General features: G+C 74.8%; 28 protein-coding genes and 1 pseudogene. 12 read left to right on the plus strand and 17 right to left on the minus strand.

The window, feature by feature from the left end:
- Positions 1-89 precede the first annotated feature (89 nt).
- The 3 genes from ABFY03_RS21260 to ABFY03_RS21270 are packed head-to-tail and all read right to left on the minus strand — an operon-like array spanning position 90 to position 1851.
- Complete coding sequence (locus tag ABFY03_RS21260; RefSeq protein ID WP_319011903.1) at positions 90-593, minus strand: cupin domain-containing protein; 504 nt, start codon at positions 591-593, stop codon at positions 90-92.
- A gap of 35 nt (positions 594-628) precedes the next feature.
- Positions 629-1705: an MFS transporter gene (locus tag ABFY03_RS21265; RefSeq protein ID WP_346170617.1), complete on the minus strand. Its 1077-nt coding sequence runs from the start codon at positions 1703-1705 to the stop codon at positions 629-631.
- Positions 1702-1851, minus strand: a complete 150-nt coding sequence (locus ABFY03_RS21270; protein WP_346170618.1) for a hypothetical protein — start codon at positions 1849-1851, stop codon at positions 1702-1704. The genes ABFY03_RS21265 and ABFY03_RS21270 overlap by 4 nt, the downstream gene beginning before the upstream one ends.
- Positions 1852-1981: 130 nt before the next feature.
- Between ABFY03_RS21270 and ABFY03_RS21275 the strand changes: the two genes are divergently transcribed.
- Together ABFY03_RS21275 and ABFY03_RS21280 are read left to right on the plus strand one after the other, a co-directional pair.
- Positions 1982-2548 carry an NADPH-dependent FMN reductase gene (locus ABFY03_RS21275; protein WP_346170619.1) on the plus strand — a complete coding sequence of 189 codons (567 nt, stop codon included), beginning with the start codon at positions 1982-1984 and terminating at the stop codon, positions 2546-2548.
- A complete protein-coding gene (locus ABFY03_RS21280; RefSeq protein ID WP_346170620.1) occupies positions 2545-3309 on the plus strand; it encodes an MBL fold metallo-hydrolase in 765 nt (254 codons plus the stop codon). Before ABFY03_RS21275 ends, ABFY03_RS21280 begins: the two co-directional genes overlap by 4 nt.
- Here the strand turns inward: ABFY03_RS21280 and ABFY03_RS21285 are convergent.
- The 3 genes from ABFY03_RS21285 to ABFY03_RS21295 all read right to left on the minus strand — a co-directional run bounded on the left by ABFY03_RS21285 (position 3267) and on the right by ABFY03_RS21295 (position 5041).
- The gene (locus tag ABFY03_RS21285; protein ID WP_319011908.1) at positions 3267-3581 is read right to left on the minus strand and encodes a hypothetical protein; all 315 of its coding nucleotides are present in this window, start codon (positions 3579-3581) and stop codon (positions 3267-3269) included. The genes ABFY03_RS21280 and ABFY03_RS21285 overlap by 43 nt on opposite strands.
- A 23-nt stretch (positions 3582-3604) precedes the next feature.
- Positions 3605-3769: a hypothetical protein gene (locus tag ABFY03_RS21290; protein ID WP_158822089.1), complete on the minus strand. Its 165-nt coding sequence runs from the start codon at positions 3767-3769 to the stop codon at positions 3605-3607.
- A gap of 72 nt (positions 3770-3841) precedes the next feature.
- Entirely contained in the window at positions 3842-5041 is a 1200-nt protein-coding gene (locus ABFY03_RS21295; protein ID WP_319011910.1) for a serine hydrolase domain-containing protein, read from the minus strand.
- A gap of 157 nt (positions 5042-5198) precedes the next feature.
- On the opposite strand from ABFY03_RS21295, the gene ABFY03_RS21300 reads away from it, so the two are divergent.
- Positions 5199-5822 carry a histidine phosphatase family protein gene (locus tag ABFY03_RS21300; protein WP_346170621.1) on the plus strand — a complete coding sequence of 208 codons (624 nt, stop codon included), beginning with the start codon at positions 5199-5201 and terminating at the stop codon, positions 5820-5822.
- An 81-nt stretch (positions 5823-5903) separates the two neighbouring features.
- On the opposite strand, the gene ABFY03_RS21305 is transcribed toward ABFY03_RS21300, so the two are convergent.
- Positions 5904-6647, minus strand: coding sequence for a PIG-L deacetylase family protein (locus tag ABFY03_RS21305; RefSeq protein ID WP_319011912.1), 744 nt, complete (start codon positions 6645-6647; stop codon positions 5904-5906).
- Between the two features lie 134 nt (positions 6648-6781).
- On the opposite strand from ABFY03_RS21305, the gene asnB reads away from it, so the two are divergent.
- The 6 genes from asnB to ABFY03_RS21335 all read left to right on the plus strand — a co-directional run bounded on the left by asnB (position 6782) and on the right by ABFY03_RS21335 (position 13881).
- Entirely contained in the window at positions 6782-8590 is a 1809-nt protein-coding gene (asnB, locus tag ABFY03_RS21310) for an asparagine synthase (glutamine-hydrolyzing) (protein WP_346170622.1), read from the plus strand.
- Entirely contained in the window at positions 8577-9464 is an 888-nt protein-coding gene (locus tag ABFY03_RS21315; RefSeq protein WP_319011914.1) for a 2-methylaconitate cis-trans isomerase PrpF family protein, read from the plus strand. Before asnB ends, ABFY03_RS21315 begins: the two co-directional genes overlap by 14 nt.
- A gap of 98 nt (positions 9465-9562) precedes the next feature.
- Positions 9563-10309 carry an SDR family oxidoreductase gene (locus ABFY03_RS21320; RefSeq protein ID WP_319011915.1) on the plus strand — a complete coding sequence of 249 codons (747 nt, stop codon included), beginning with the start codon at positions 9563-9565 and terminating at the stop codon, positions 10307-10309.
- A 115-nt stretch (positions 10310-10424) separates the two neighbouring features.
- Positions 10425-11990: a class I tRNA ligase family protein gene (locus ABFY03_RS21325; RefSeq protein ID WP_319011916.1), complete on the plus strand. Its 1566-nt coding sequence runs from the start codon at positions 10425-10427 to the stop codon at positions 11988-11990.
- A gap of 141 nt (positions 11991-12131) precedes the next feature.
- On the plus strand, positions 12132-13451 hold the full coding sequence (mshA, locus tag ABFY03_RS21330) for a D-inositol-3-phosphate glycosyltransferase (protein ID WP_346172280.1): 1320 nt from the start codon (positions 12132-12134) through the stop codon (positions 13449-13451).
- A gap of 226 nt (positions 13452-13677) precedes the next feature.
- A complete protein-coding gene (locus tag ABFY03_RS21335; protein WP_319011917.1) occupies positions 13678-13881 on the plus strand; it encodes a hypothetical protein in 204 nt (67 codons plus the stop codon).
- A gap of 116 nt (positions 13882-13997) precedes the next feature.
- On the opposite strand, the gene ABFY03_RS21340 is transcribed toward ABFY03_RS21335, so the two are convergent.
- The 10 genes and pseudogenes from ABFY03_RS21340 to ABFY03_RS21385 all read right to left on the minus strand — a co-directional run bounded on the left by ABFY03_RS21340 (position 13998) and on the right by ABFY03_RS21385 (position 23134).
- Positions 13998-15050, minus strand: coding sequence for a helix-turn-helix domain-containing protein (locus ABFY03_RS21340; protein WP_319011918.1), 1053 nt, complete (start codon positions 15048-15050; stop codon positions 13998-14000).
- 50 nt (positions 15051-15100) lie between these two features.
- Positions 15101-16147 (minus strand): helix-turn-helix domain-containing protein, encoded by a 1047-nt coding sequence (locus tag ABFY03_RS21345; protein ID WP_319011919.1) that lies wholly within the window; start codon positions 16145-16147, stop codon positions 15101-15103.
- A gap of 117 nt (positions 16148-16264) precedes the next feature.
- Complete coding sequence (locus ABFY03_RS21350; protein WP_346170623.1) at positions 16265-16690, minus strand: Fur family transcriptional regulator; 426 nt, start codon at positions 16688-16690, stop codon at positions 16265-16267.
- Positions 16691-16818: 128 nt separating this feature from the next.
- Entirely contained in the window at positions 16819-17712 is an 894-nt protein-coding gene (locus ABFY03_RS21355) for an SAM-dependent methyltransferase (RefSeq protein WP_346170624.1), read from the minus strand.
- A 173-nt stretch (positions 17713-17885) separates the two neighbouring features.
- Positions 17886-18365 (minus strand): GNAT family N-acetyltransferase, encoded by a 480-nt coding sequence (locus tag ABFY03_RS21360; RefSeq protein WP_319011922.1) that lies wholly within the window; start codon positions 18363-18365, stop codon positions 17886-17888.
- A gap of 139 nt (positions 18366-18504) precedes the next feature.
- Positions 18505-19416 carry a M56 family metallopeptidase gene (locus tag ABFY03_RS21365; RefSeq protein WP_346170625.1) on the minus strand — a complete coding sequence of 304 codons (912 nt, stop codon included), beginning with the start codon at positions 19414-19416 and terminating at the stop codon, positions 18505-18507.
- A 224-nt stretch (positions 19417-19640) separates the two neighbouring features.
- Positions 19641-19994 (minus strand): annotated as a pseudogene (locus ABFY03_RS21370) (BlaI/MecI/CopY family transcriptional regulator); the annotation flags it as partial.
- A gap of 169 nt (positions 19995-20163) precedes the next feature.
- On the minus strand, positions 20164-20445 hold the full coding sequence (locus ABFY03_RS21375) for a metal-sensitive transcriptional regulator (RefSeq protein WP_031010474.1): 282 nt from the start codon (positions 20443-20445) through the stop codon (positions 20164-20166).
- A gap of 34 nt (positions 20446-20479) precedes the next feature.
- Complete coding sequence (locus ABFY03_RS21380; protein WP_346170626.1) at positions 20480-22744, minus strand: heavy metal translocating P-type ATPase; 2265 nt, start codon at positions 22742-22744, stop codon at positions 20480-20482.
- A gap of 108 nt (positions 22745-22852) precedes the next feature.
- Complete coding sequence (locus ABFY03_RS21385) at positions 22853-23134, minus strand: cation transporter (protein WP_319011925.1); 282 nt, start codon at positions 23132-23134, stop codon at positions 22853-22855.
- Between the two features lie 192 nt (positions 23135-23326).
- Between ABFY03_RS21385 and ABFY03_RS21390 the strand changes: the two genes are divergently transcribed.
- The 3 genes from ABFY03_RS21390 (at position 23327) to ABFY03_RS21400 (ending at position 26037) form a co-directional block, all read left to right on the plus strand.
- Positions 23327-24322: a hypothetical protein gene (locus tag ABFY03_RS21390; RefSeq protein ID WP_346170627.1), complete on the plus strand. Its 996-nt coding sequence runs from the start codon at positions 23327-23329 to the stop codon at positions 24320-24322.
- Positions 24323-24373: 51 nt separating this feature from the next.
- Positions 24374-25066, plus strand: coding sequence for a copper homeostasis protein CutC (locus ABFY03_RS21395; protein ID WP_319011927.1), 693 nt, complete (start codon positions 24374-24376; stop codon positions 25064-25066).
- Between the two features lie 68 nt (positions 25067-25134).
- Complete coding sequence (locus ABFY03_RS21400; RefSeq protein WP_319011928.1) at positions 25135-26037, plus strand: aminoglycoside phosphotransferase family protein; 903 nt, start codon at positions 25135-25137, stop codon at positions 26035-26037.
- Positions 26038-26086: the final 49 nt, after the last annotated feature.

A 26086-nucleotide genomic window follows, 5' to 3' on the forward strand; every position in this document is an offset into this window, starting at 1 on the left:
AGTATATGAACTGAACGGTTCGGTCTGCAAAGGTGGGTTCCGGTGGACCCGGCGCGGGCGTCAGGGGGCGCCGGCGGCCTCGGCCGGCGTCAGACGAAGAAGCTGTCGTGCTTCACCTGGAACGCGGCCCGGTCCTGCTCGCTCATCGCCGCCAGGTCGCCGATCCGCTCGAAGTACTCCTCCCGGGGCGCGCCCGGCGCGAACAGCATCAGCATCGACGCGGGCTCCCCGGACTCGTTCCGGAAGGCGTGCAGCCCGCCGACCGGCACGTAGAGGTGGTCGCCGGAGCGGGCGTCGACCCAGCGCTCCCCGTCGAAGAGCCGGATCGTGCCCGAGAGCACGAAGAACGCCTCCGACATCGCCTTGTGGAAGTGGGTGGCCGGCCCGGCCGACTCGGGCCCCATGTCCACCCGGTAGAGGCCGTACTCGCCCTGCGTGGAGAGCGTGGTGGAGAGGTAGTGGTACGCGGCGGGCGCGACGCCCGTGGCCACGTAGTCGGGCGGGGTGTCGGCGGGCCGGAAGCGGGCGCTGATCTCGCCCTCGTCGCCGAAGTAGCGGGCATCGGGGTAGGACGCGGGATCGGGGTAGGACATGACGGCTCCAGACGGATCGAAGGGGTGATCGGGGATCAGTACAGGGTGGAGGCGAGCGCCGGGCCGGCGGCCACGCCCACCAGGAACGCGAAGTTGAAGAGGCCGACGGCGGTGTCGTGCAGCTCCTCGGGCAGCCCCTCCGTGGAGGCGCCGGTGAGCAGTCCCTGCCCGGCGGCCGTCGCGAGCGAGCTCACCCCGGACCCGAGCAGCACCACCCAGGCCCGGGGCCCGCCTGCGGCGAGCGCGACGGCGAGGGCGCCCCCGCAGGCCAGGACCCACCACCGGGCCCGCGCCCGGACGAGCACCCAGGACAGCAGCGCCCCGGCGAGCGCGGCGACGGCGGCGTACGCCCCGGTCTCCACGACCCCCCACCCGGCCAGCTCCCCGGCCCGGCGGGGCCCGGCGTACATGAGCCCGAAGTTGACGGTGGAGAGCGCCAGCACGAGTCCGGCGCAGGAGAGGAAGGCGGGGGAGCGGAGGACCGCCGCCGTCCCGCCGCGGGCCCGGCGCGGTCCCGCGGCGTCGGGGGTGGGCGCGCCAGGGCTCCGCACCCACCCGAGCACGGCCAGGCTCAGCACGGGCAGCACCAGCGCCGCCCGCCAGTCGACGCCCGCCGCGATCGCCGCCCCGCCGAAGAGTCCGGCGGTCCCGCCCGTCGCGCTGCCGATGGCGACGAGCCCGGCGGACCGTCCGCTCCGGTCCCGGCCGGCGAGCTGGAAGGCCGCCACGTTGAACCCGGCGGCGCCGGCCGCGAGCAGCGCCCGTCCGGCCAGGACGGCGGCGAAGCCCGGGACGAGGAGGACGAGCGCCGTCCCGGCGACGACGAGCGCCGCCGCCGCCCGCAGCGTCCCGCCCGGCCCGCCGCGCCGCCCGGCGGCGGTGAGCAGCGGCGTCCCGGCGGCCATGCCGATCCCGAAGGCCGTCAGGAGCCAGGTGGCGGTGGCGACGGACACGCCGAGCGAGGCCGCGGCCTCGGGCACGACGAGCGCGGGCCCGGACACCCCGGCCGCGGCGGGCGCGGCGAGGGCGGCGAGCGCCGCGCCCCGCCCCTGTACGCCGGTCCCCGTCGCGTCGGCGACCGCCCCGGCGGTCCCGGCGGTCCCGGCCGTCACGCCGCGCCGCCCGCGGGTATCGGCGCGGTGCCCTGGCCGGCGAGGGCGCGGCCCCGGGGGGCGTACTCCCTCGTCCGGGGTCCGGCGGCGGCGGTGAACTCGGCGGTTCCGCAGGCCCGTTCGGGGCCCTTCGGTGTCGTCGTCATACCCCGAGAGAACTATACCGTTCGGTTCACTGTCAAGACTGAACCGTTCGGTTGACACCCTGAACCGTTCGGTTTACGTTGCGGGTCATCGCCGCGCCGCCGCCAAGGCGCCTTCACCCAGGGGGACTTCATGACCGCGACCGTGCTGGCCATCTCCGGCTCGCTCCGCGCCGACTCGCACAACACGCTCCTGCTGCACGCCGCCCGCAAGTTCAACCCCGGCGGCCTCGACATCGAGATCTACGAGGACCTCCGCGAGATCCCCCCGTACGACCAGGACCTCGACCACCCCGACCGCCGGCCGGCCGCCGTGGCGGAGCTGCGCCGGCGGGTCGCGGAGGCGGACGGGATCCTCATCGCCACGCCCGAGTTCAACTACTCGATCCCCGGCGTCCTGAAGAACGCGCTCGACTGGGTCTCCACCGACTGGACCCGCACCGAGGGCCTGCCGCTGCACCGCAAGCCGATCGCGATCCTCGGCGCCGCGCCGACCAACTTCGGCACCGTGCGCGCCCAGTTGGCGCTGCGGCAGGTCTTCGTCTGGACCGACAGCGACGTCGTGGTGAAGCCGGAGGTGCACCTCTTCCGCTCGCACGAGCGCTTCGACGCGGACGGCACGCTGACGGACGAGACCTCGATCGGCCTCCTCCAGGACCTCCTGACCGCCCTCAAGTCCCGGATCGAGGCCCGGTCGTGACGGTCACCGCCACCTACGTCGGCACGGCGACGCTCCTCCTCCGGGTGGGCGGGCTCACGATCCTCACGGACCCGGCCTTCGACCCCGCCCCGGCGGACCACCCCGGCGCCCGCCCCCTCCGCCGCACCGCGGGCCCGGCGCTCACCCCCGCCGAACTGCCGCCCCTCGACCTGGTCCTCCTCTCCCACGACCAGCACGCCGACAACCTCGACGTCTCCGGCCGCGAGGTGCTGGCCGGCGCCCCGCTGGTCCTGACCACCCCGGAGGCGGCGGACCGGCTGGGCGGCCGAGCGGTGGGCCTGGCGCCCTGGCGGTCCCACACCCTCCCCACGCCCGACGGCGCCGGGCTCACCGTCACCGCCGTCCCGGCCCGCCACGGCCCCGAGGGCACGGAGCACGTCACGGGCCCCGTCACCGGCTTCGTCCTCACCCACGAGGACAGGACCCTCTACGTCTCCGGCGACACCACCCGCCACCGCGCCCTCGACGAACTGGCCACCCGCTTCGCCGTCGACACGGCCTTCCTGCACCTGGGCGACGCGCACTTCCCCAGCACGGGCGACCGTTCCTTCTCCCTCAGCGCGCGGGAGGGCGCGGCGCTGGCCCGCACCCTGGGCGCCCGCACGGTCGTCCCCCTCCACTACGAGGGCTGGACCCACTTCACCGAACCCCGCGCCGTCATCGAGGCCGCGTTCCCGCCGCCCGGCACGGGCTCCCCCTACCTCCGCTTCCTCCGGCCGGGCGTGGCGGAGAGCGTCTGAACGGCGAGGACGGCCCCCGCGGCCAGGACGGCACCGCCCGCCATCACGCCGCAGCGCGAGCGCCAGGACAGGGCCGACCACTGGGACTCCGCCGACAGGAGGGAGCCGAGGCTCGCCCAGGAGCCCACGGAGAGGACGGACGCGGCCGAACCGACCGAACCGACCGACAGGAACGAGCCGACCGAGCCGATCGACAGCGTCGAACCGACCGAGCCGATCGACAGGAACGAGTTCCGGGAAGCGAGGGACCAGCGGGAACCGTCAGCGCTCATGGACCGATCGTAGGCACGGACCCCTATCCGGCGCAGGCCGGAAGGAATTCCAGCCCCTCCGGTGTCCCGAACCGGACGACCGCCATGTACGCCTCCGGGTAGTCGCACCCGAGGTCGGTCCACTGCAGCGCGAAGAACGTCCACACGGCGAAGCCCGCGAGGAACCACCATCCCCAACCCTTCGACATGTCCGGCTCGTACCCGTGGGGCCGCCGGAGGAACCGGTTCCCCCGGCGGCCCTTCGTGCGGGGAGGGCCGGATCAGCCCCGGGGCGTCACGGAGCCCGCGTACACGTTCTTCGGCGTGATGACCCCGGTGACCGCGCGGGCCACCAGGGTGGACGGCTCCTGGCCGCCGCTGAGCGAGTCCGTGGTGAGCATCAGGACGAGGGTGGCCTTCTGCGACGGGAGGTACACGGTGACCGTCTCGTACCCGGGCAGCGAGCCGTTGTGGCCGATCCAGCCGTTGGTGTCCAGGATCCCGAGCCCGTACGAGGTGCCCGGGAAGCCGGTCGGCAGGGTCTTCATGCGCTGCGCCTGCGTCGCGGGGCTCAGCAGCTTCCCGGTGGCGAGCACGGGCGCCCAGCGGCGCAGGTCGTCCAGGTCGGAGATCATCGCGCCGGCCGACCACGCCCAGCTGGGGTTCCAGTCCGTCGCGTCGGCGACGGTGCCGTCCAGGGTCTGGTCCGTGTAGCCGCGGGCGTGCGGCAGCGGGAACTCGGCGCCCTTCGGCAGGAAGGTGTGCCGCAGCCCCGCCGGACGGACGACCTCGTCGTGCAGCACCTCCGCGAGCCGGCGGCCGGTGACCTTCTCGACGACCAGGCCGAGCAGGACGAGGTTGGAGTTGGAGTACTGGAAGGTGGCGCCGGGCGCGAAGGTGTCGGCGTGCCGGTAGCCGTACGAGAGGACCTCCCACGGGTTGAACGGACGCTTCGGCGCGCTCAGCAGGTCCCGGACGAAGTCCGGGTCGGACGTGTAAGGGAACAGGCCGCTGCGCATCCCGGCGAGGTGCCGCAGGGTGATCCGGTGCCCGTTCGGCACGCCCCGCACGTAGTCGTCGATCGGGTCGTCCAGCCCGACCTTCCCCTCGTCGACGAGCCGGAGGAGCGCGGTGACGGTGAAGGTCTTCGTCTCGCTGCCGATCCGGACGTAGCCGTCGGCGGACATCGGCTCGCCGGTCCGCTTGTCCGCGACGCCGGTGGCCCGGACGTAACACCCCTTGCCCGGCATCCAGATCCCGACGACGAGACCGGGGATCCCGGCCTCCCGCCGGACCTTCTCGACGGTCGCGTCGAGCCGGGCGGTGGTGGCGGCCGGCAGGGCGTCGCCCGCCGGGCACCGCTCGCCGTCGCCGTGGCGGACGGGAACCGGGGCCGCCGCGGTGGCGGGCAGGGCGGCGGGGACGAGGGCGGTGGCCGCGAGGAGCAGGGCGGCGGCGAGGAGCGGGCGTCTAGGTCGCATGGAGGTCAGACCAGCACCGAAGGCGGGGGCGGGGGGCGGCGGGACGGCCGGGCGGGTACGAGTCCACCCGTACGGCCTCCGCGGACGGGGAACCGGACGCGGGTTCGATGCCGTCCCCGCCCGGGAACCCTCCCCGTCCCCGAAAGGCTCCCGGCCCATGACCACCTCGGCCCCCCGCTATCTCTACCTCACCCGGCACGGCGAGGCCACGCCCGACGAGACCGGTCTGACGGAGACGGGCCGCCGCCAGGCCGCCCTCCTCGGGGAACGGCTCCGGGAGGCGCCGCTGACCGCGGTCCACCACGGGCCGCTCGCCCGGGCGGCGGAGACGGCACGGCTGGTCGGCGAGCGGCTCGCCGGCGTTCCGGTACGCGTCGCCGAGGCGGCCGGCGACTACGTCCCGTACCAGCCCTCCCGCGACGAACTCCCGGCGGACAGCGCCGACGCGATGCTCGGCTTCCTGGAGCGGTTCCCGGCGGAGGAGCGGGCGCGGGGCGCGGCGCTGGCGGCGGAGGCGGCCGCGCGCTTCACCGGGCCGGTGGAGGGGGACGAGCCCGTCCACGAACTCGTCGTGACGCACAACTTCCTGGTGGGGTGGCTCGTACGGGCGGCGCTGGACGCGCCGGGGTGGCGGTGGATGGGCCTCAACCACGCGAACGCGGGCCTGACGGTCATCCGTTACGCGCCGGACCGCCCGCCGGCGCTCCTCCTCTACAACGACACCGGCCACCTCCCCGCCCCCCTCCGCTGGACCGGCCTCCCCACCCAGGACCACATCTGACCCACACGCCCACGACCCGCGCCCGCGCCGCTCCGTTGTGGGCCACCGCCCCGCGGAGGGTCGCCCGGCAGCGGGGCGCGGTCAGTCGATGTGGACGATCTGGAAGGCTTCGGCCATGCGTCCCGCCGGCAACCCCGCCGCCCGCGCGTGCTCCGAGAGCCACTCCCGCAAAAGCCCCGCCAGATCGTCGAAGTGCGCCGTCTGCGACGTGTGGATCCGCAGCGCCTCGACCTTCCGGTCGAAGACGGACGTGACGTCGACGTACTGGTTCGGCGTCGGGCCCGTCATCAGCCACAGCTCGTGGACGATCCACGGTTCGAGCCCCTCGTCGCGCAGCAGCGAGGGGTGCGCGAAGGGGTTCCGCGCCTCGGGATAGACGGCCCGCAGGCACGCGTCGCCGACGGCCCGGTGGTCGGGGTGGAGGTCGGCGACCCGGGCCCAGTTGATCTCGGGGGAGGGGATGATGGCCCGCTGCGGCCGGACCTCCCGGATGACCCGGCACAGGTCGCGCCGCAACTCGACGGTGGGCTCGACGAAGCTGTCCGGGTAGCCGAGGAAGCGGACGTCGGCGACGCCGCTCAGCTTGGCCGAGTGGACCTGTTCGGCGCGGCGCAGGTCCGCCATCGCCTGCCGGGGGAGCAGCGGGTCGTATCCGCCGGCGCCGCCGTCGGTGACGATGCAGTACGTGACGCGGGTGCCGCGTTCGATCCACTGCATGACGGTGCCGCTGACGCAGAACTCGATGTCGTCCGGGTGCGCGGCCACCACCAGCAGTGATTCCGGCGCGCTGCGGAAGGTCGGGGGGTCGGTCGCGAAGTCCTCCATGGTTCCAGCCTGTTGGGGGCGGAGGGACGTCGCAAGGCCAACCCGTGGCGTGAACAGGACATGGCACTTACGCGCCATTCAAAAAATTGGTAGATTCAAATCAATGAGCTCCCGACGACACGGAGGCGACCGGCATGTGCAGGATTCTCGGCTCCTTCGCCGCCGGGGCGGACCGCCCCGACCCGGCGGCGCTCGCATCGGCCTCCGCGCGCCAGCGCCACGGCGGCCCCGACGAACACCGTGTGCTCAGCGGCCCCGGCTGGTCCCTCGGCTGCGACCGGCTCGCCGTCACCGACCCGCGCGGCGGACAGCAGCCCTACCGGCTCCCCCACCTCCCCGGCATCCTCGCCGTCCTCAACGGCGAGATCTACAACCACGCCGAGCTCCGCCGCACCCTCGCCGCCCGCGGCCACCGCTTCCCCGACCGCTGCGACGGCACCGTCCTGCCCGCCCTCTACGCCGAGTACGGGCCCGCCTTCGCCGAGCACCTCGACGGCATGTTCGCCGTCGCCGTCCTCGACCTGCGCCCCGGCCGCGCCCAACTCGTCCTCGCCGTCGACGACATGGGGATGAAGCCGCTCCACCTCCACCACGACCCCGAGGACGGCTCCACCCGCTTCGCCTCCGAGATCCCCGCGCTCCTCGCCTTCGACGGCGTACGGTTCGCCCCGCGCGAGGACTCCCTCGACACCGTCCTCGCCACCCGTACGTCCTTCGCCACCACCACCGTCCTCGACGGGGTCAGCGTCCTTCCGCCCGGCGCCACCGCGCTCGTCCGGCCCGGCGCCGCCCCCGTCGTCCGCCGCCGCGGCCCCCACCGGGCCACGCCCGTCGGCGACACCCAGGACGTGCTGCGCCGCGAGGTCCGCCGGCTCGCCGACGCCGACGTCCCCGTCTGCGCCGTCACCAGCGGCGGACTCGACTCCGGGCTCGTCACCGCGCTCGCCGCCGAGCACGCCCGCGAGACCGACGCGCCCCCGCTGCACACCTTCCACCTCACCTACCGCGGCAACTGGCCCGGCTCCGAGGCCGCCCACGCCCGCTCCGTCGCCCGCCGGGCCCGCACCGTCCACCACGAGATCGCCCTCGACCCCGACGAGCTCCCCTCCCTCCTCACCCGCACCGTCCGCCACCTCGGCCAGCCCAACGCCGACCCCATCACCCTCTCCACCTACGCCCTCTTCCGCGCCGTCCGCCAGAACGGCTTCACCGTCGCGCTCACCGGCGACGGCGCGGACGAACTCTTCGGCGGCTACGACCGGATGGCGGCGGCCCTCGCCGCCCCGCCGGGGGCCGACTGGGCGGCGGCCTACACCGACGCGCTCGCCGCCGCGCCGCGGCTCCTGCGCGAGCACCTGTACACGGCCGACTACCGCGCCCACATCGCCGACACGGGGTCCGCCGCCGACCGCATCGAGCAGGAGCTGCGCTCGGCGGAGGCGGTCGGGGCGGACCGGGTCACCGCGACCACCGCCCTGGAGACGCGGTGGCGGCTGCCCGCGTACCACCTGCGGCGCGTCGACCACCTCGCGATGGCCTGGGCCGTCGAGACCCGGCTCCCCTTCTGCCAGCCGTCCGTCGTCACCCACGCCCGGTCCCTGCCGGCCGCGGCGCGCACGGGCAAGCGGGCGCTGTACGAGGCGGGCGCGGAGCTGCTGCCCGCGGCGGTCCTGCGCCGCCCCAAGCAGCCCTTCACCCTCCCGGTCGAGGCGATGATCGCGCCCGGGGGGCCGCTCCTGGACACGGTCCGCGAACTCCTCTCCCCGGCGCGGCTCGTCCTCGGCGGCAAGGTCCGCGCGGACCGGGTCGCGCGGCTCCTGGCGCGGCAGCTGGAGCGGCCCAACCGCGCCGACGCGCAGGCGCTCTGGGCGCTGGCGGTCCACGAACTCTGGACCGACGTCGTCCGCACGATGCAGATCCCCACCGACTGTGCCGCCGCGTGACGCTCCGTCCCTGCGGGCCGGCGGAACGACCGCCCCCGACGAAGCCGCCGGGCTGGTCGTGCGGGCCCACGACGCGCCGGGGGCGACGCTGGTCGTGCGGGTGGACCGGGTGCCCGCCGGCACCCTCGGGCTCGGACGGGAGCTGGCGCGGCTCGACCCCCGGCTGCGGAAGATCGCGTTCTACGGGGCGGCGCCCGACGGCTCCCTGCGGTACCGGTTCGTGCAGGTCCTGCCGGGCGGCGGGTTCGACTTCCGGGCCGGGTGCGGGCATTCGCTGCTCGCGTGCGTCGTCGCCGAGGGGCGGCCGGGCCCGGTGACCGTCCGCGCCCTGACCACCGGCGACACCGTCCTGTGCGAGCCGGAGCCGCGGCGGGCGGACGCGTACACGCTGCACTTCCTCCGCCCGCCCGACGCCCCCGGCACCCTCCCCACCGGCCGCCCCCGCGACCGCCTCCTCGGCGTGCCGGCCAGCCTCGTCTCGTACGGGAACCCGTACGTCTTCGTCGAGGCCGGCCGGGTCCGCGGGCAGGCCCATCTGCTGGCGCTCCGGGCCGAGGCCGCCCGGCTCCTCGGACACCCACCGCACTCCGCGCTGCCCAAGATCGCCACGGTCGACGCCACGCCCGACGGGCTGTCCGTCCGCGCGCTCACCGTCGGCGGCTGGCACCCCCGGCTGGCGCTGACCGGCGCGGCGGCGCTCGCCGCGGCGGGGGCGCTGGACGGGACCGTCGTGCCGCCGGTCCGGGGCGCCGTCCGCACGCCGGGCGGCACCGTCACGGTCTCCGCCCGCCCCGACCGCGTGAGCGTGCACCACAAGCGGGCGACGGTGCTGCGCACCTGCCCGCTGCCGTGGCGCATCCACGCAACGGCGTGAACGCGCACCGCTTTTCCCAGCTCCGCCGCTGCTTTCCTCTGCCACGCTGCAAGGGACCGGCCAGTGGAAGCCGCATCCGTGGGGAGAGCAGAAACCCAATGAAATTCGAGAATCTGCGTGTCGTCGTGACCGGCGCGTCCCGCTATTTCGGCCGTGCGCTCGCCGTCGGATTCGCCCACCTCGGCGCCGAGGTCTACGTGTCGGCGCGGACCGTCGAGGCGGCGGAGCGGACCCGTGCCGAGGTGATGGGCTCGGCCCGCGACCGCATCCACGCCTTCGGGTGCGACCTCAGCCGGCCCGCCGAGATCCGGGAGTTCGCGGCCCGGGTCGGCGAACACACCGATCGGGTCGACCTGTTGGTGAACAACGGCGCCCGCTGGCTCGACGGCATGGACCTGGAGGCGACCAGCGACGCCGAGATCGTGGAGACCATCGAGTCCACGGCCGGCGGCACCGTCCTCATGGTCAAGCACTTCCTGCCGCTGCTGCGCGGCTCGCTGCGGCCCGACATCGTGAACATGGTGGCGGTGCGGGACGCGGAGGGCGCCTCCGCGACCGCCGCCGGCGGGGCGCACGAGGCGTTCTGGGCGGCGAAGAGCGCGCAGGCCGGGTTCGCGGACATCCTGGCCCGCCGGCTGCGGCCGTCCGGGGTGCGGGTCTTCTCCCTGTTCCCGCCGGACTTCTCGACCGCCGACCCGCGCTTCGCCGAGTGGGACGGCATCGACCCGAGCGGCGTCGCGGCCGACGACAAGCTCACCACCCAGGCGCTCTTCGAGTGCATCGTCTACGCCGTCGAGCAGCCCCGCGACTGCTTCATCCGCTCCTTTCACTTCGAACCCCGCTGACCGCCTGCCGAGACCGTCCGACCGGACCGGCGCGCGCCGAACCCTTTCGCGCCCCGCCGTCCTCACGTCACCGTCCCGTCTACCCCCGCACCTCGCTGACGCTCAGGAGGCTTCCATGAGCACCCCCGTCTGGATCACCGCGACCCCGCCCGCCACCCACGGCGAACTCCACATCGGCCACCTCGCGGGGCCGTACGTGGCCGCCGACGTCCTGACCAGATATCTGCGGGCCGAGGGCGAGCCGGTCCGGTTCACCACCGGCACCGCCGACCACGCGAGCTCCGTCGAGGTGCGGGCGCTGCGGCTCGGCCGCAAGCCGGAGGAGGTGGCGGAGGGGTACCGGGCCGCGATCACCGCCGACTGGCTGCGGTCCGGCGTCGCGTTCGACCACATCGTCCGGCCGCGCCGCGACAAGGGGTACGCGCGCTGGGTGCGGGACCTCTTCGCGAAGCTGTACGCGGAGGGGGTCATCGCCCCGCGGACCCGGCTGCTGCCGTACTGCGAGCCGTGCGGGCGGTGGCTGCACGGGGCGCACGCCACCGGTTCCTGCCCGCACTGCGGGGCGGCGAGCGACGGCGGGATGTGCCACGAGTGCGCGCGGCCCAACGACGGCGGCGACCTCGTCGGGGCGCGCTGCGCGGTCTGCGGCACCCCGGCGGTGGCCCGCCGCTGCCGCCGTCTCTACATCCCGCTGGAGCCGTTCCGGGAGACGCTGGCCGAGTACTGGGCGGCGGCGGGGCTGCCGCCGCGGCTCGCGGCGCTGTGCGAGTCGCTGGTGGAGGACGGGCTGCCGGACATCGCGGTCGGCCACCCGGCCGAGTGGGGGCTCGACGTGCCGGTGGAGGGTTTCCCCGAGCACCGGATCGACGGCTGCTTCGAGGCGGCGGCGATGCACCTCTTCGGGCACGACACGAAGGGGCCGCTGCCGGCCCGCGCCCTCCACTTCTGCGGTTTCGGGCACTCCTTCTGCCACGCGGTGCTGCTGCCGGTGCTGCTGCTCGCGCAGGGCGTGAAGCTGCCGCAGGACTTCAACGTGAACGAGTCCTTCGTGATCGAGGAGGGGGTGCGGGAGGGGAACGTGTGGGCGCTCGACCTGCTCACCGAGTACGGCTCCGACACCCTGCGCCGCCACGTCCTGCAGGCCCGGCCGCTGGGCCGCCGGACGGTCTTCCGGCGGGAGCGGCTCGCCGCCGCCCGGCGGGAGCTGGACGAGAACTGGAACAGCTGGCTGTCCCGGCTCTTCGCGGCGGTCCGCGAGGAGTGCGACGGGCGGGCCCCGCAGGCGCTGCCCGGCGGCACCGGCTGGGAGATCCTGGAGCGGCGGCTGCACCGGGGGGTGGACGATCTGCGGGAGGCGTACGGCCCCGACGCCTTCGACCCGCGCCGGGCGGTCGCCGTCCTCGACGAGATGGTCCGCTCGGTGGCCGACTTCGGGTACGTCAACGCGCACGAGCGGTGCCGCCCCACCACCGCCTGCCGCCATCTGCCCGCGCTGACCGCGCAGTTGGCGGTGGCGTCGGCGCTGACGGCGTGGGCGCGGCCGGTCATGCCGGAGGGCGCGGACCGGCTGGCGGCGGCGCTGCGGGTGGAGACGGGACGGCCGGTGGACTGGCACGCGCTGATCCCGCCGCTGCCGGGGACCCGGCTCTCCCCTCCGTCGGGCCCGGTCTTCGGTTTCTGAGCCCGTACCGCCCGTCCCGTACTTCTAAGCCACTAAGAAGCCGGATACAAGTCACCCCTGCCGCGTGGGCCCGGCGCGACACGCGCGGGGGCACGCGGCTCCCCCACCCCTCAGGAGCCCCTCGTGTCCCTGCGCGTCGCCATGCTCAGTGCCCACACCTCCCCGCTCCACCAGCCCGGAACCGGGGACGCCGGCGGCATGAACGTCTACATGGTCGAACTCTCCCGGGCCCTCGCCGAACAGGGCCTGGAGGTCGACCTGTTCACCCGCTGCCAGGGCGGCGGCGAGCCCCGGATCACCGATCTGGCGCCCGGCGTGCGGGTCCGGCAGGTGGTGGCGGGCCCGCGTCGGCCGGTGCCCAAGGAGGCGGTACCGGATCTGGTGCTGCCCTTCGCGCTGGGCCTGCTGCGGGAGCGGAGCCGGTACGACCTGGTCCACTCGCACTACTGGCTCTCCGGGCAGGCGGGCGGCATCGCCGCCTTCGGCTGGGGCACCCCGCTGGTGCACACCGCGCACACCCTGGCCCTGGTGAAGAACGCGCACCTGGGCGAGGGCGACACCCCGGAGCCGCCGGCCCGGATCCTCGGCGAGCGGCACCTGGCGGCGGAGGCCGACCGGCTGATCGCGAACACGGCGGACGAGGCCGAGGCGCTGCGGAGCCTGTACGGGGCGGATCCGGCCCGCACCGAGGTCGTCCGTCCGGGGGTGGACCTGCGGACCTTCGCGCCCGGGCCCGGCCCCGACGCCGGGCGGGCGGCGGCGCGGGCCCGGCTGGGGCTGCCGGCGGACGCGTTCGTGCCGCTGTACGCGGGGCGGATCCAGCCGCTGAAGGGCCCGGACGTGCTGGTGCGGGCGGTGGCGGAGCTGCTGCGGATGGCGCCGGGACTGCGGGAGCGGCTGCTGGTCCCGGTGATCGGCGGGCACTCGGGGGCGGGGGAGCAGGGCGTGGTGGCGCGGCTCGCGGCGGAGCTGGGGGTGACCGACGTGCTGCGGCCGTGTCCGCCGGTGCCGCAGGAGCGGCTGGCGGAGTGGTTCCGGGCGGCGGACGTGCTGGTGGTGCCGTCGCGGAGCGAGTCGTTCGGTCTGGTGGCGGCGGAGGCGCAGGCGTGCGGGACGCCGGTGCTCGCGTCGGCGGTGGGCGGGCTGCCGACGGCGGTGTGGGAGGGGGTGACGGGGCTGCTCGTCCGGGGGCACGAGCCGGTGGAGTACGCCCGGCGGCTGCTGTGGCTGGCGGTGAATCCGCGGGCGCGGGCGACGATGGGGGTGGCGGCGGTCGGGCACGCCCGGGGGATGAGCTGGCGGGGCGCCGCGGCGCGGACGGTCGAGGTGTACGAGGCCGCGCTCGCGGAACCGGGAGGGGGTGGCGCGGCGGCGTCACGGGTGGGGCAAGGGCGGCGGCACGCCCCTGCCCCGGCGGCCCCTCTCTCCTGGAGGAACGAGAAGGCCGTAGCACGAGTCTAGCATCTCTTTTGGTTCAACCAAAGGTTAGATGCGCTACGGATCCGCCAATTCCGTTGATTCGGCGTCCGATTGACGCACACACGCCATGGCGGGTCCACGCATCGAGGAACTCTGGATTCACCAACAGGGCGCCGACAGAATGGAGTTGTCTTCAGGGAACGCCCGGCGGCACGGGCCCCCTGAGACGGGAATCAGCGCATTCACCACGACGACTCCTGGAGGAATCATGTCCGTCGAGCAGAACTCCGGAATGCAGAAGACCGTCCGCCAGTTCCTGGTCGCCCTCACCGCCTGTCTCGCCGTCGCCGGCGCCGCCGTCTACGCGGTCTCCCCCGGCGGCGCCCCGGAATCCCCGGTCCAGCACGCGGGTGTCACCGTCGACTGGCCGCACACCACCGCGACCGCCACCCCCGCCCCGCCGGTGAACTGACCCGTCCCGACGGAATTCCGGAAGCCCCGTGATCGGCCTGCCACGATCACGGGGCTTTCGCGCGTCCGGAATTCGGCGGCTCCGCGATTGCGCCGGCGCGGGAGCCGGCGGGGCATTCAGTCCAGCCAGCCGAGCCGCACCGCGCGCACCCCGGCCTCGAATCGGCTCGACGCCCCCAATTCCTGCATGAGTTCGGAGAGCATCCGGCTCACCGTACGCAGCGAGACGCCGAGGTTCCGGGCGATCTTCTCGTCCTTCATGCCGTCCGCGAGCATCTGGAGCGCCGCCCGCTGCTGCTCCGAGAGGCCGTCGCCGCCGCGCTCGGGCGCCACGTCGTCGCCGTACGGGGTGGCGGTGTGCCAGCAGTGCTCGTACAGGCTCAGGCAGGAGCCGACGAGCAGCGGGCCGCGGGCCAGGATCGCACCCCGGCCGGGCTCCTCCGGGTGCAGCGGCACCATCGCGTACTGCTGGTCCACCAGGACCATCGTCATGGGGAGTTCGGGGGCGATCCGGACCTCGACGCCCAACTCGGCGCGGCGCTTGAGGACGGCCGCCGCCTCCGGCCGGACGGCGTCCTGGGTGCGGTAGATCGCGCGGATCCGGACGCCCTGCGCGAGCTTGCGCGCGTCCCGCTCGAAGATCCGCTCGGGGACCTGGCGGGCCGGGCCCGTGGGGTACATCGAGCAGGACGCCTCCTGGGTGACGTCGACGATGTCCTCCAGGGCCTGCTGGATCCGCCGGTAGTCGGTGATCGTCTCGACGGCGATCTCGGAGCCCGCCAGGGTGCCGGGCCGCAGAAAGGTCCCGGCCAGCGTCTCCAGGGTGCCGTACGCCTGGTCGGCCTCGGCGAGGTGTTCCCGCAGCCGGGCCCGCTCCCGGTCCAGGATCCGCAGCAGGGCGATCTCCGGGTCCACCGAGGCGACCGCGTCCTCCTCGGGACGCCAGTCCTCGTTCCGCAGGTCGGCGGCGGTGGCGTGCCGGCTGGTGGTCGGGACGATCAGGCCGAGGGAGAGCAGTTCGGCCCGACATCGCTCGTACTCCTCCGGCGCGAGACCTAACCCGGCGGCGACCTCGGTGTAGTTCGACACCCCGCGACGGCGCAGCTCCTGATAGAGCGTCACCAGCAGCCCGGTCCCGTCTCCCACCGTGCCGCCGTCCGTCGTGACCATGGCGAACTTCCCCCTCGTCGTCGCGAAATCGACCGTCCCGGACCGTCAGGCTACGCGCTGTGTCCCGGCCCGCCGAGGTCGTCGGGGCCGTTCTCGCCGTCCAGCAGGCCCAGCCGGGCCGCCTTCACGCCCGCCTCGAAGCGGCTGGCCGCGCCCAGCTCCTGCATCACCTCGGAGATGAGCCGGCTGACCGTGCGCAGTGACACCCCGAGGTTCCGCGCCACCTGCTCGTCCTTGATGCCGGAGGCGAGCATCCGCAGCGCCGCCCGCTGCTGTTCGGTCACCCCGTCGCCGTCGTGCGCGTCGGCTTCCCGGTGGCCGTACGGGGTGGCGGAGCGCCAGCAGTACGCGTACAGGGCCCGGTAGGCGCGGACCAGACCCGGGCCGCGGGCCAGGATCGCGGGGGAGGCGGGGTCGCGGGGGTCCGTGGGCAGCAGGGCGAAGGACTCGTCGGCGAGCACCATGTTCATGGGGACGACGGGGGAGAGCCGGATCTCCGCGCCGAGCGCGGTACGGGCCGCCAGGTGCTGGTCCATCTCGGGGACCTGGCCGACCCGGTGGCTGTACATGGCCTCGACGCGGACCCCTCGGGCCACCCGCTCCCGGTCCCGGTCCAGCTCCAGGGCCATCTCCTCGCGCCGGACCGAGCCGGTCGCCATGGTGTGGACGGACTCCCGGGCCGTCTTCGTCAGGTCGGCGAGCTCGCGGCGGATCCGCGCCGGATCGTCGACGATCTCCACCTCGACCTCGGAACCCGGTTCGGTCCGGGCCCGCAGGAACGGTCCGGCGAGGGTCTCCAGGGCGGTGTGGGCGCGGCTGGTCTCGGCGAGCCGGCTCTCCAGCCGGTCCCGCTCGTGCCGCAGCAGCCCGAGCAGGGCCACGTCCGGGGCGACGACCTGCGGCGGGTCCGACGCCGGTCCGGCGCCGACCAGTCCGAGACCGGCCAACTCGGCCCGGGCCCGGTCCCGTTCGGCGTCGGTGAGCTGGAGGTCGCGGGCCGCGTCGGCGAGCGGGGTGCCCGGGGCGGCGCGCAGCGCCTGGTAGAGGGCGAGGGCCTGCTCGCCTCCTGTGCGTACTCCGGCGGCGTTCTTGGACACGGCGGCAGCAGACTCCCCTCGGATCGCACGGATCCCGTCGAAAAAACGCCCCGGCAGACCCTGCCACACATTCGAACGTTCCGCACGAGGTCCCCGGGCGAAGCCGCACGGACGGGGTCAGGTCGACCCTTCCGCGCAATCGGGGCACAGCCCCTTGAAGACGAGCTCGGTCTCGGCGGTCTCCCAGCCCGGCAGGCTGTCGCGCGGCGGCGCGGGCGCGGGCGCCGTCACGTTCTCCACCCGGCCGCAGTTCACGCAGAGGGCGTGCTGGTGGCGGGGGCCCGAGATCTCGAAGACGGCCGGCAGCCCGGGCCGGTCGAACTTGGCGACCAGGCCGGTCTCCTGGAAGTGCCGCAGCATCTCGTAGACGGCCTGGCTGGTGAGGGTGCCGAGCCGCTCGCGGGCGGTCGCGGTGATCGCCTCGACGTCGAGGTGGCCGCCGGCGGCGAGCACCGAGAGGACCTCCAGGCGCGGCCCGGTGACCCGCAGGCCGACGTCCCTCAGGCGCTGGATCACCGCCTCGCGGCCCGTCAGCTCTTCCACGACTGCCCTCTCGCCCATCTGGTCCGCTCAAACGTTTGCGGGCATCGTACCTCTTGCCCGCCCGCCCCGGCAGGCGGGAGTCGGCCAGTCCCCGGACCGCCGGCGGCCGGTCCGCCGTCGCCCGGGCGTCACTCCTCGGGCCGGCAGACCAGCAGCACCGACTCCGTGCGCTCGTCGATCCGCTGCCGCCGCCGGCCCTCGATGTAGAGCCCCGCCGCGTGCAGTTCGGCCGCCAGCCGGTCCTGGTCCACGATCCACTTGTCGGTGGTCAGCACCGTCCGCTCGGTGGAGAGCTTCCCGGTCCTGGCCGCGTAGTAGGTGACCCGCTCGCTCATCGCCCCCAGGTCGAAGTCCTGCCGCGCCACCACCCACTCGTCGATCCCGTCGAACCGCGGCACCTGGAACGCCCACGTCCGGCGCGGCTCCGCCACCAGGCCCGGCCACCGGTGCGCCGTGTAGTCCAGGGCCAGTGCCCCGCCCGCGTCCAGATGGTCCGCGACCTCCCGCAGCAGGCCCGGCCGCCGGGCCGGCGGGACCGCCGACACCATCGCCCCGGCCAGCAGCGCCAGCCGGTAACTCCCGTGCAGCCGCAGCTCCGTGAGGTCCGACCGGTGCGTCACCACCAGACCGGCCACCTGCGGGCCGATCCGGCGGGCCCAGGCGTCGAGGCGCTCCAGAGCCGAGGCGTCCCGGTCCACGGCCTCCACGGCGAAGCCGTGCCGGGCGAACGGGACGGCGAGCCGTCCCGCGCCGGAGCCGAGGTCCAGGACGGGTCCGCCGGTGGAGCGGGCGAGGCCGAGGTACCGGACGATGTCCGCGCTGTGCGGGCCGAGCAGGGCGTCGTGCAGCCAGACCGACCCCTCGTCCATCGCCGCGACGGACTCCAGGCCGGGCAGGGCGTCGGAGGCTATCCGCACCCCCGCCCCGGCGACCGGAGCCCGCTCCCGGTCGTATCGGGACGGCAGGACCGGCGCGAGCGCTGCGGGCACGGCGGGCAGGGAAGTGCCGCTCGGGGTGTGCATCGCTCCTCCAGGGGCTCGCTCGGTCCATGCCGTCCGGGCGAGGTGCCCGTGCCGCCGGGACCGCGCCGCTGCGACCATCCTGACCTGCGGGAGGAGCCCCGATCCACCGGATCGGGCGGCGTGAACACGCGATGGCGCGGATCTGCCACGGGCCTCCGGGGCCCGGACGGGGCTCAGACCGCGCGGCCCCAGCGGGTCGGCCCGAGCGCCGCGAAGCCCCGCTCCCGGTAGAACGGCAGGGCCGGGTCCGCCTCCACCGGCAGCTGCACCCGCTGCTCGCGCGCCTCGTACGCGCGCGTCCGGTCGGTGGCCGCCGTCAGCAGCGCCGTACCGATCCCGCGACGGCGCGCGCCCTCCTCGACCGCCAGCGCGTACAGCTCGCCCTCGCCCGGCACCGGGACCCCGCAGGCGGCGACTCCGACGAGCCGGCCCTCCCCGTCCTCCGCGACCAGCCAGCCGAGCCAGCCGGGCGCGCCCCCGGGAATTTCTATTTCCGCGCGTATCCGCGGCAGCGCGCATTGTGTGGAGATCAGCCGGCGCAGCGGGATTTCCTCCAGCATTCCGGCATAGCTGCTCCGGATCGCGTCGGCGAGCAGCCGGGATATCGGAGTCGCGTCGCCGGCCGCTGCCGTGCGGACGCCAGCGAGCTGCATTGGATCTGTACCCTTCGCCGTGCCGAGCGCCGTGGTGTGCCGGTGGACCAACGTACCCACAATAGCGACCGATTCCTGGTCGTGTGACCGATGCGAAATCTACGAATTCGCTTAGTAAATAGGGGAGTTGGTCCGGACATTAGGCGGGGAAGGAACAACAGGCGACGACGAGCGGAGCCATCGCGAGAGCGGCCGCGCCGATCGTCAGCAGCCCGCGCAGCACGGGGTGCCCCGCCCGGTGCGGGGTGAGGATCCGGCGCATCCGGAGCGCCGCCGAGGGACCGCCGGCGGCGAACGCGGCGCGCGGCGCGCGGCCCGCGGCGAGGGCGTAGAGAGCGGTGGCGAGCGCGTCGCGGGTGCAGCGGCGCAGGGCCCGGTCGTCGGCGGCCATCTCGAGGAGCAGCGGCACGGCCGTGGAGCCGTGCCGGGCCAGCGGCAGCCGCCGGAAGACGGTGCCGAACGCCTCGGCGGCGGCGACGAGCAGATGGTGCCGGCCCGTGATGTGCGCCCGCTCGTGGGCGAGGGCGGCGGCGAGCTGCGCGGGCGTGAGGGTGTCGAGGGCGCCGGAGGAGACGACGACCCGGCGGACCCGGCCGGGCAGGCAGTAGACGGCGGGCCGCGCGTGGTCGAGGACGGTGGCGCGCAGCTCGGGGTCGTACCGTCCGATCAGCCGCAGCACGTCCCCGTGCGCCCGCCGGGCCCTGCGGGCCTTCAGGAGGCCGCGGGCGAGCGCGGCGGTCGGTACGGCGAGGACGGCGGCGGCGACTCCGGGAGCGACGGCCTCCCGCCCGCGCAGCGCGAACAGCTCGCCGGGGGAGGGGAGCCGGAGGGTGAGCACCATGTCGGTGAGCCGGTGGCTGGCCTCGCTCGACAGCAGCAGCTGCGCGGGGAGCAGGGCGCTCGCCACCATGAAGACGGCGCCGCAGGCGGCCCACACGGTGACCGCGAGCCGGGGCACCTGCTGGGCCCACCGGGCCCGCACCAGCAGCCAGGGGACGACGAGTCCGGACAGCAGGACGAGCCCGAGCGGCACGAGGGCGTGGTGGTTCACGCGCCGCCACCCCGCCGCTCCGCGGCCTCCCCCGACGCCTCCCGCCAGGACCCGGCCCGCGCCGACGCCCGCCCGTCACCACGACCGGCACCGTCGCCACGGCCGCCGCCGTCACCCGGCTCGGCGCCGACGCCGTAAGCCGGGCTCGCGCCGGGGCCCCCGCCCGCCGCCGTGCCGTACGCCGCGCCGGTGGCGGGGCCCAGGCCCGGGGCCGCCCCCGGTTCGCCGCGGGCTGTGCGGAGGGCCGCGTCCAGGGCTTCGACGTCCTCGTCGGAGATGGCTTCGACGAAGCGGAGGAGGGCGGCGGGGCGGTCGGGGCTGTCGCCGAGCGCGTCGCGCATCAGGCCGGCGGTGTACTCCTCGCGGCCGCGGACCGGTTCGTAGAGCCAGGCGCGGCCCGCCTTCTCGCGGCGGAGCCAGCCCTTGCGGTGCAGGATGTCGGCCACCGTCATGACGGTGGTGTAGGCGACCCGGCGGCCGCGGTTGATGTCGTCGACGATCTCGCGGACGGTGGCGGGCCGCTGCCAGGCCCACAGCCGGTCCATGATCTCGGCCTCCAGCTCTCCCAGCCGGCGCACGTGCATCCCCTCCCCTCGCGGGCGGCTCATCGTACGGGCCGCACGCCTGCCCGAGGTATACCCCCCAGGGGTAGGGTGGCGGGTTGGTGACGGCCCCGGACACGGCCACCGCCCCCGTGCGGCGGCCCGCGGGCGCGGGCCCCTCGCACGGGGGCGGTGCCGGACTCCGTCAGGTCCGGATCAGCCGGGCGATCGCCTTGGACGCCTCGCCGACCTTCACCTTCGCCTGGTCCCCGCCGGCCGCGATGGCCTCGGTGACGCAGCAGCTGAGGTGCTCGTCGAGGAGGGCGACCGCGCAGGACTGGAGGGCCGCGTTGATCGCGGAGACCTGGGTCAGCACGTCGATGCAGTAGACGTCCTCGTCGACCATCCGCTGCACCCCCCGGACCTGTCCCTCGATCCGCCGGAGCCTTCTGATGATGTCTTCCTTGTGCTGTACGTAACCGGCCATCGGCGGGGCTCCCGTCAGGTCAAGGGTCCGGAGGTCACTTGTCCGCGGCCTGGAAGCCGCGCAGCCGCAGGCTGTTGCCGACCACGAAGACCGAGGAGAAGGCCATCGCGGCACCGGCGATCATCGGGTTGAGCAGTCCGGCCGCCGCGAGCGGCAGGGCGGCCACGTTGTAGGCGAAGGCCCAGAAGAGGTTCGAGCGGATGGTGCCGAGCGTCCTGCGGGAGAGCCGGATGGCGTCCGCCGCGGCCCGCAGGTCGCCGCGTACGAGGGTCAGGTCGCCGGCCTCGATGGCCGCGTCCGTGCCGGTGCCCATCGCCAGACCGAGGTCGGCCTGGGCCAGCGCGGCGGCGTCGTTGACGCCGTCGCCGACCATGGCGACCGAACGGCCCTCGGCCTGGAGCCGCTTGACGACGTCGACCTTGTCCTGCGGCATGACCTCGGCGATGACCTCGCCGATGCCGACCTCGGCGGCGACGGCCTCCGCGACCGCCTTGTTGTCGCCGGTCAGCAGGATCGGCGTCAGGCCGAGTCCCTTGAGCCGGCTGATCGCCTCCGGGCTGGTCTCCTTGATCGCGTCGGCGACCTCCAGGACCGCGCGGGCCTCCCCGTCCCAGGCGACCGCGATGGCCGTCCTGCCGGCCTTCTCCGCCGCGTCCTTCGCGGCCTTGAGGCTCGCCGGGAGGGACATCGCCCACTCCTCCAGGAGCTTCTCGCGGCCGACGAGGACGGCGTGGCCCTCGACGACGCCCTGGACGCCGAGACCGGGGATGTTGGCGAAGTCCTCGGGGGTGGGCAGGGTGCCGACCTTCGCGGCGGCGCCGGTGGCGACGGCCTGGGCGATCGGGTGCTCGGAGGAGTGCTCCAGGGCGCCCGCCAGGCGCAGCACGTCGGTCTCGTCCGTGCCGGCGGCGGTGTGGACCTTCAGGAGGGTCATCCGGCCGGTGGTGACGGTGCCGGTCTTGTCCAGGACGATGGTGTCGACCTTGCGGGTGGTCTCCAGGACCTCGGGCCCCTTGATCAGGATGCCGAGCTGCGCGCCGCGGCCGGTGCCGACCATGAGGGCGGTCGGGGTGGCCAGGCCCAGGGCGCACGGGCAGGCGATGATCAGGACGGCGACGGCGGCGGTGAAGGCGGCGGTCAGGCCCTGGCCGGTGCCGAGCCAGAAGCCGAGGGTGCCGAGCGCGAGCGCGATGACGATCGGGACGAAGACGGCCGAGATCCTGTCGGCGAGCCGCTGGGCGGCGGCCTTGCCGTTCTGCGCGTCCTCGACGAGCTTCGCCATCCGGGCGAGCTGGGTGTCGGCGCCGACCCGGGTGGCCTCGACGACCAGCCGGCCGCCGGCGTTCAGGGTGGCGCCGGTGACGGCGTCGCCGACGGAGACCTCGACGGGCACGGACTCGCCGGTGAGCATGGAGGCGTCCACGGCGGAGGAGCCCTCGACGACGGTGCCGTCGGTGGCGATCTTCTCGCCCGGGCGGACCAGGAAGCGGTCCCCGACCTGGAGTTCGGCGGTGGGCACGGTGGTCTCGCGCCCGTTCCTGAGGACGGTGACTTCCTTGGCGCCGAGCTGCATCAGCGCCTTGAGGGCGGCGCCGGCCTTCCGCTTCGACCGGGCCTCGAAGTAGCGGCCCGCCAGGATGAAGGCGGTGACGCCGGCGGCGGCCTCCAGGTAGATGTTCCCGGCGCCGTCGGTGCGGGCGATCGTGAACTCGAAGGGGTGGGTCATCCCCGGCGTACCGGCGGTGCCGAAGAACAGCGCCCACAGGGACCACAGGAAGGCGGCGATCGTGCCGACCGAGATCAGCGTGTCCATGGTGGCCGCGCCGTGCCGGGCGTTGGTCCAGGCGGCCCGGTGGAAGGGCCAGGCGGCGTAGACGACGACCGGCGCGGCGAGGGTGAGGCTCAGCCACTGCCAGTACTCGATCTGGAGCGCCGGGACCATCGCCATGGCGATGACCGGCACGGCGAGGGCGACGGCGGTGATCAGCCGCTGCTTCAGCGGCCGCAGCTCCTCGTCGGCCTTCTCCTCGTCGGAGGGGCCGCCCGCACCGGGGGTCCCGCTCTTCGGCGGCTCGGGCTCGGCGGCGGTGTAGCCGGTGGCCTCGACGGTGGCGATCAGGTCCGCGACCGGGATGTCGGCGGAGAAGGTGACCTTCGCCTTCTCGGTCGCGTAGTTGACGGTGGCCTCGACCCCGTCCATGCGGTTGAGCTTCTTCTCGATCCGGGCCGCGCACGAGGCGCAGGTCATGCCGCCGATGGCGAGCTCGACCTGGGCGGTGCCGGGGGTCGTCGTGGTCATGAAACTGCTCCCTCTTTCTTTCCTGTGCACGGGGGCCGGGGCCCGGGCGGGGGTACGGGACGGGCCCCGGCGGCCGGATCGGTCAGGCGCGGTCGGCCAGGCCGACGATCAGGCGCGGCCGGTCAGCTCGTAGCCCGCGTCGTCCACCGCCGCGGCGATGGCGGCGTCGTCGGGGGCGCCGTCGGTGGTGACGGTCACCCGGCCGGCGTCGACGTCGACGTCCACGGAGAGGACGCCCTCCAGCGCGCCGACGGAGGTGGTGATGGCCGTCCGGCAGTGGCCGCAGGTCATGCCGGAGACCGCGTAGACGGTGCTGGTGGCGTCGGCCACGGCGACCGCGGTGGTGGTGCCGGTCGAGCAGCTGTTGTCGGGGGTGCAGCAGGAACCCATGTCGTCCTCCATCGTGTGTCCGGTGGACCGCGATACCCTCGGGGGGTATCGGCGGTGTGGGTCCATGTATACCCCCCGGTGGTATCCGGCGCAAGTGTCGGACCGACTTGACTTGATACCCCCCAGGGGTATGGTGAGGTGCAGAGAGCACCGGAAGACCACCCAGCCGCATCCGCACAGGGGAGAGCAGCCATGAACACCGGACTGAAGATCACCGCCTTCGCCGCCGCGCTCGCCGCGACCTTCGGCACCGCGTACGGGGTCGGGAAGGGCGTCGGCCCGGTGGCGGAGCCGAAGCAGGCGGAGCACGGCGACCACGCGGCCGCCACGCCGACGCCCGGCACCTCCGCCGACGGCCACGCCGGCCACGACGAGACGGCCCCCGCCCCGGCCGGCGCGGAACTCCCCGGCGGGCTCCAGGTCTCCGACGGCGGCTACACCCTCGCCCTGGAGACCCCCACCCCGCCGGCCGGCCGCAGCACCCTGAAGTTCTCCGTCAAGGACGCCGCCGGGAAGAAGGTCACCGCCTTCACCACCGAGCACGGCAAGGAGCTCCACTTCATCGTCGCCTCGCGCGACCTGACAGTCTTCCGCCACCTCCACCCCGTGAAGGCGGCCGACGGCACCTGGACCGTCGAGGCCGACCTGCCGGCCGCCGGCGGCTACAAGGCCTTCGCCGACTTCAAGCCCGCCGCGAAGGGCGCGAAGAACCTCACCCTCGGCGTCGACCTGGGCGTCCCCGGCGCCTACGCCCCCAAGCCGCTCCCCGCCGTCGCGCCCACCGCCACCGTCGACGGCTACCAGGTCCGGCTCGGCGGCACCCTCGACCCCGGCAAGGCCGGTGAGCTGCGCCTCACCGTCTCCAAGGCGGGCAAGCCGGTCACCGACCTGGAGCCCTACCTCGGCGCCTACGGCCACCTGGTCGCGCTCCGCCAGGGCGACCTCGCCTACCTCCACGTCCACCCCAACGAGGGCGGCCCCGGCCCCGACGTCTCCTTCACCGCCACCGCGCCGACCGCGGGCACGTACCGCCTCTTCCTCGACTTCCAGCACGAGGGCAAGGTCCGCACGGCCGCCTTCACCGTGAAGGCCGGCGCCCCGTCCGGCGCCCCGGCGGCCACCGCGATCCCGTCGGCGACGGCCTCGGAGACGGCGGAGCACGATGCGGGAGGTCACGCGCACGGCTAGTCTGGTCATTGGACTAGACCTGTAGTCGTCATTCATGGAGGAATGGGCGCAATGAGCAACCGTGCTGTCCTGGAGGTGATCGCCCTCGACGAGCAGGACGCGGTCGCCGCCCAGACCGGGGGCGCCGACCGCCTCGAACTCGTCACCGACATGGCGGCGGACGGCCTCACCCCGCCGACGGCCACCTTCACGGCCATCCGCCGCGCGGTCGACATCCCGCTCCGCGTGATGCTCCGCCTGGCGGACGGCTTCGCGGCGGGCGACGTCGACGCCCTGGCCGGGCGGGCCGCGGAGCTCCGCGCGGCCGGCGCCGACGAGTTCGTCCTCGGCTTCCTCACCCCCGACGGCGAGCCCGACCTCGTCGCCGTCGAGCGGCTCATCGCGGTCCTCGACGGCGCCCGCTGGACCTTCCACCGAGCCATCGACCGCGCCGCCGACCGCGACGGCCTCCGCAAGCGCCTCGCCGACCTCCCCGGCCTCGACACCTACCTCACCGCCGGCTCCGCCGCCGGTGTGGACACCGGCCTCCCGGTCCTCGAAGCCGAGGCCGCCCGGGCCGGCGAACCCGGCTACGAGCCGCGGATTCTGGTCGGCGGCGGCCTCCGCCTCGACCACCTCCCGCGCCTGCGCGCCGCCGGCCTCGACGCCTTCCACATCGGCGGCGCCGCCCGCCCCCAGGGCTGGACCGCCCCCGTCTCGGCCGACGCCGTCCGCACCTGGCGCACGGCGGTCGACGCCCCGTAACGCACCCGCGGCCCCGCACCGCCAAAACCCGGTGCGGGGGCCGGGACCGGCTCACTAGCCTCGCGCGCATGACGGACGGAATCGACGAGGCGCTCGTACGACGGCTGGTGGCCGCCCAGTTCCCGCACTGGGCGGGCCTCGACGTCCGGCGGGTGGCCTCGGCCGGCACGGACAACGCGATGTTCCGGCTCGGCGACGACCTCGCCGTACGGCTGCCGAAGGCCGAGTGGGCGGCCGGTCACGCCGAGAAGGAACAGCGCTGGCTGCCCCGGCTCGCCCCCGCACTGCCCCTCCCCGTGCCCCGGCCGCTCGGCGCCGGCGCCCCCAGCGAGGACTTCGGCCGGCCCTGGGGCGTGTACGGCTGGCTGGACGGCGCCGACGCGTGGACCTCACCGGTCACCGATCTCGCCCACGCCGCCGAGGAGTTGGGCCGCTTCGGCGTCGCCCTGCGAGCGGTCGACGCCACCGGCGGCCCGCGCTCCTTCCGGGGCGGCGCCGTCACGGAGTGGGAGGGCGGCCACCTGCCGAAGGCCGTCGCGGCGCTGTCCTCCGCCGGCCTGCTCGACGCGCCCACGGCGCTGGACGCCTGGGAGCAGGTCCTCGCCCTCCCCGCCTGGGACCGCCACCCCGTCTGGCTGCACGGCGACCTCCTCCCCGGCAACCTGCTCACCCGCGACGGCCGCCTCAGCGCCGTCATCGACTTCGGCGGCCTCGGCACCGGCGACCCCGCCGCCGACCTCCTCCCCGCCTGGACCCTCCTCACCCCCGCCACCCGCCCCCTCTTCCGCGCCGCCTCCGGCCTGGACGACGCCACCTGGGCCCGCGGCCGCGGCTGGGCCCTCTGCTGGGGCCTCGTCACGGACCACTACTACGGCGACGGAGGCGGCCCCGGCACCGCCCCCGCCCCCAACCCGACCCTCGCGGCCGTCGCCCGCCGCTCCTGGACCGAAGCCCTGTCCGAGCTCACCTGAAGCCCACGGCACCCCACGCCTCTCCGAGCGGGCAGGCGTTCCGCGGGCC

Origin of the sequence: Streptomyces roseofulvus (genome assembly GCF_039534915.1) — a bacterium.
Classification (GTDB): Bacteria; Actinomycetota; Actinomycetes; order Streptomycetales; family Streptomycetaceae; genus Streptomyces; species Streptomyces roseofulvus.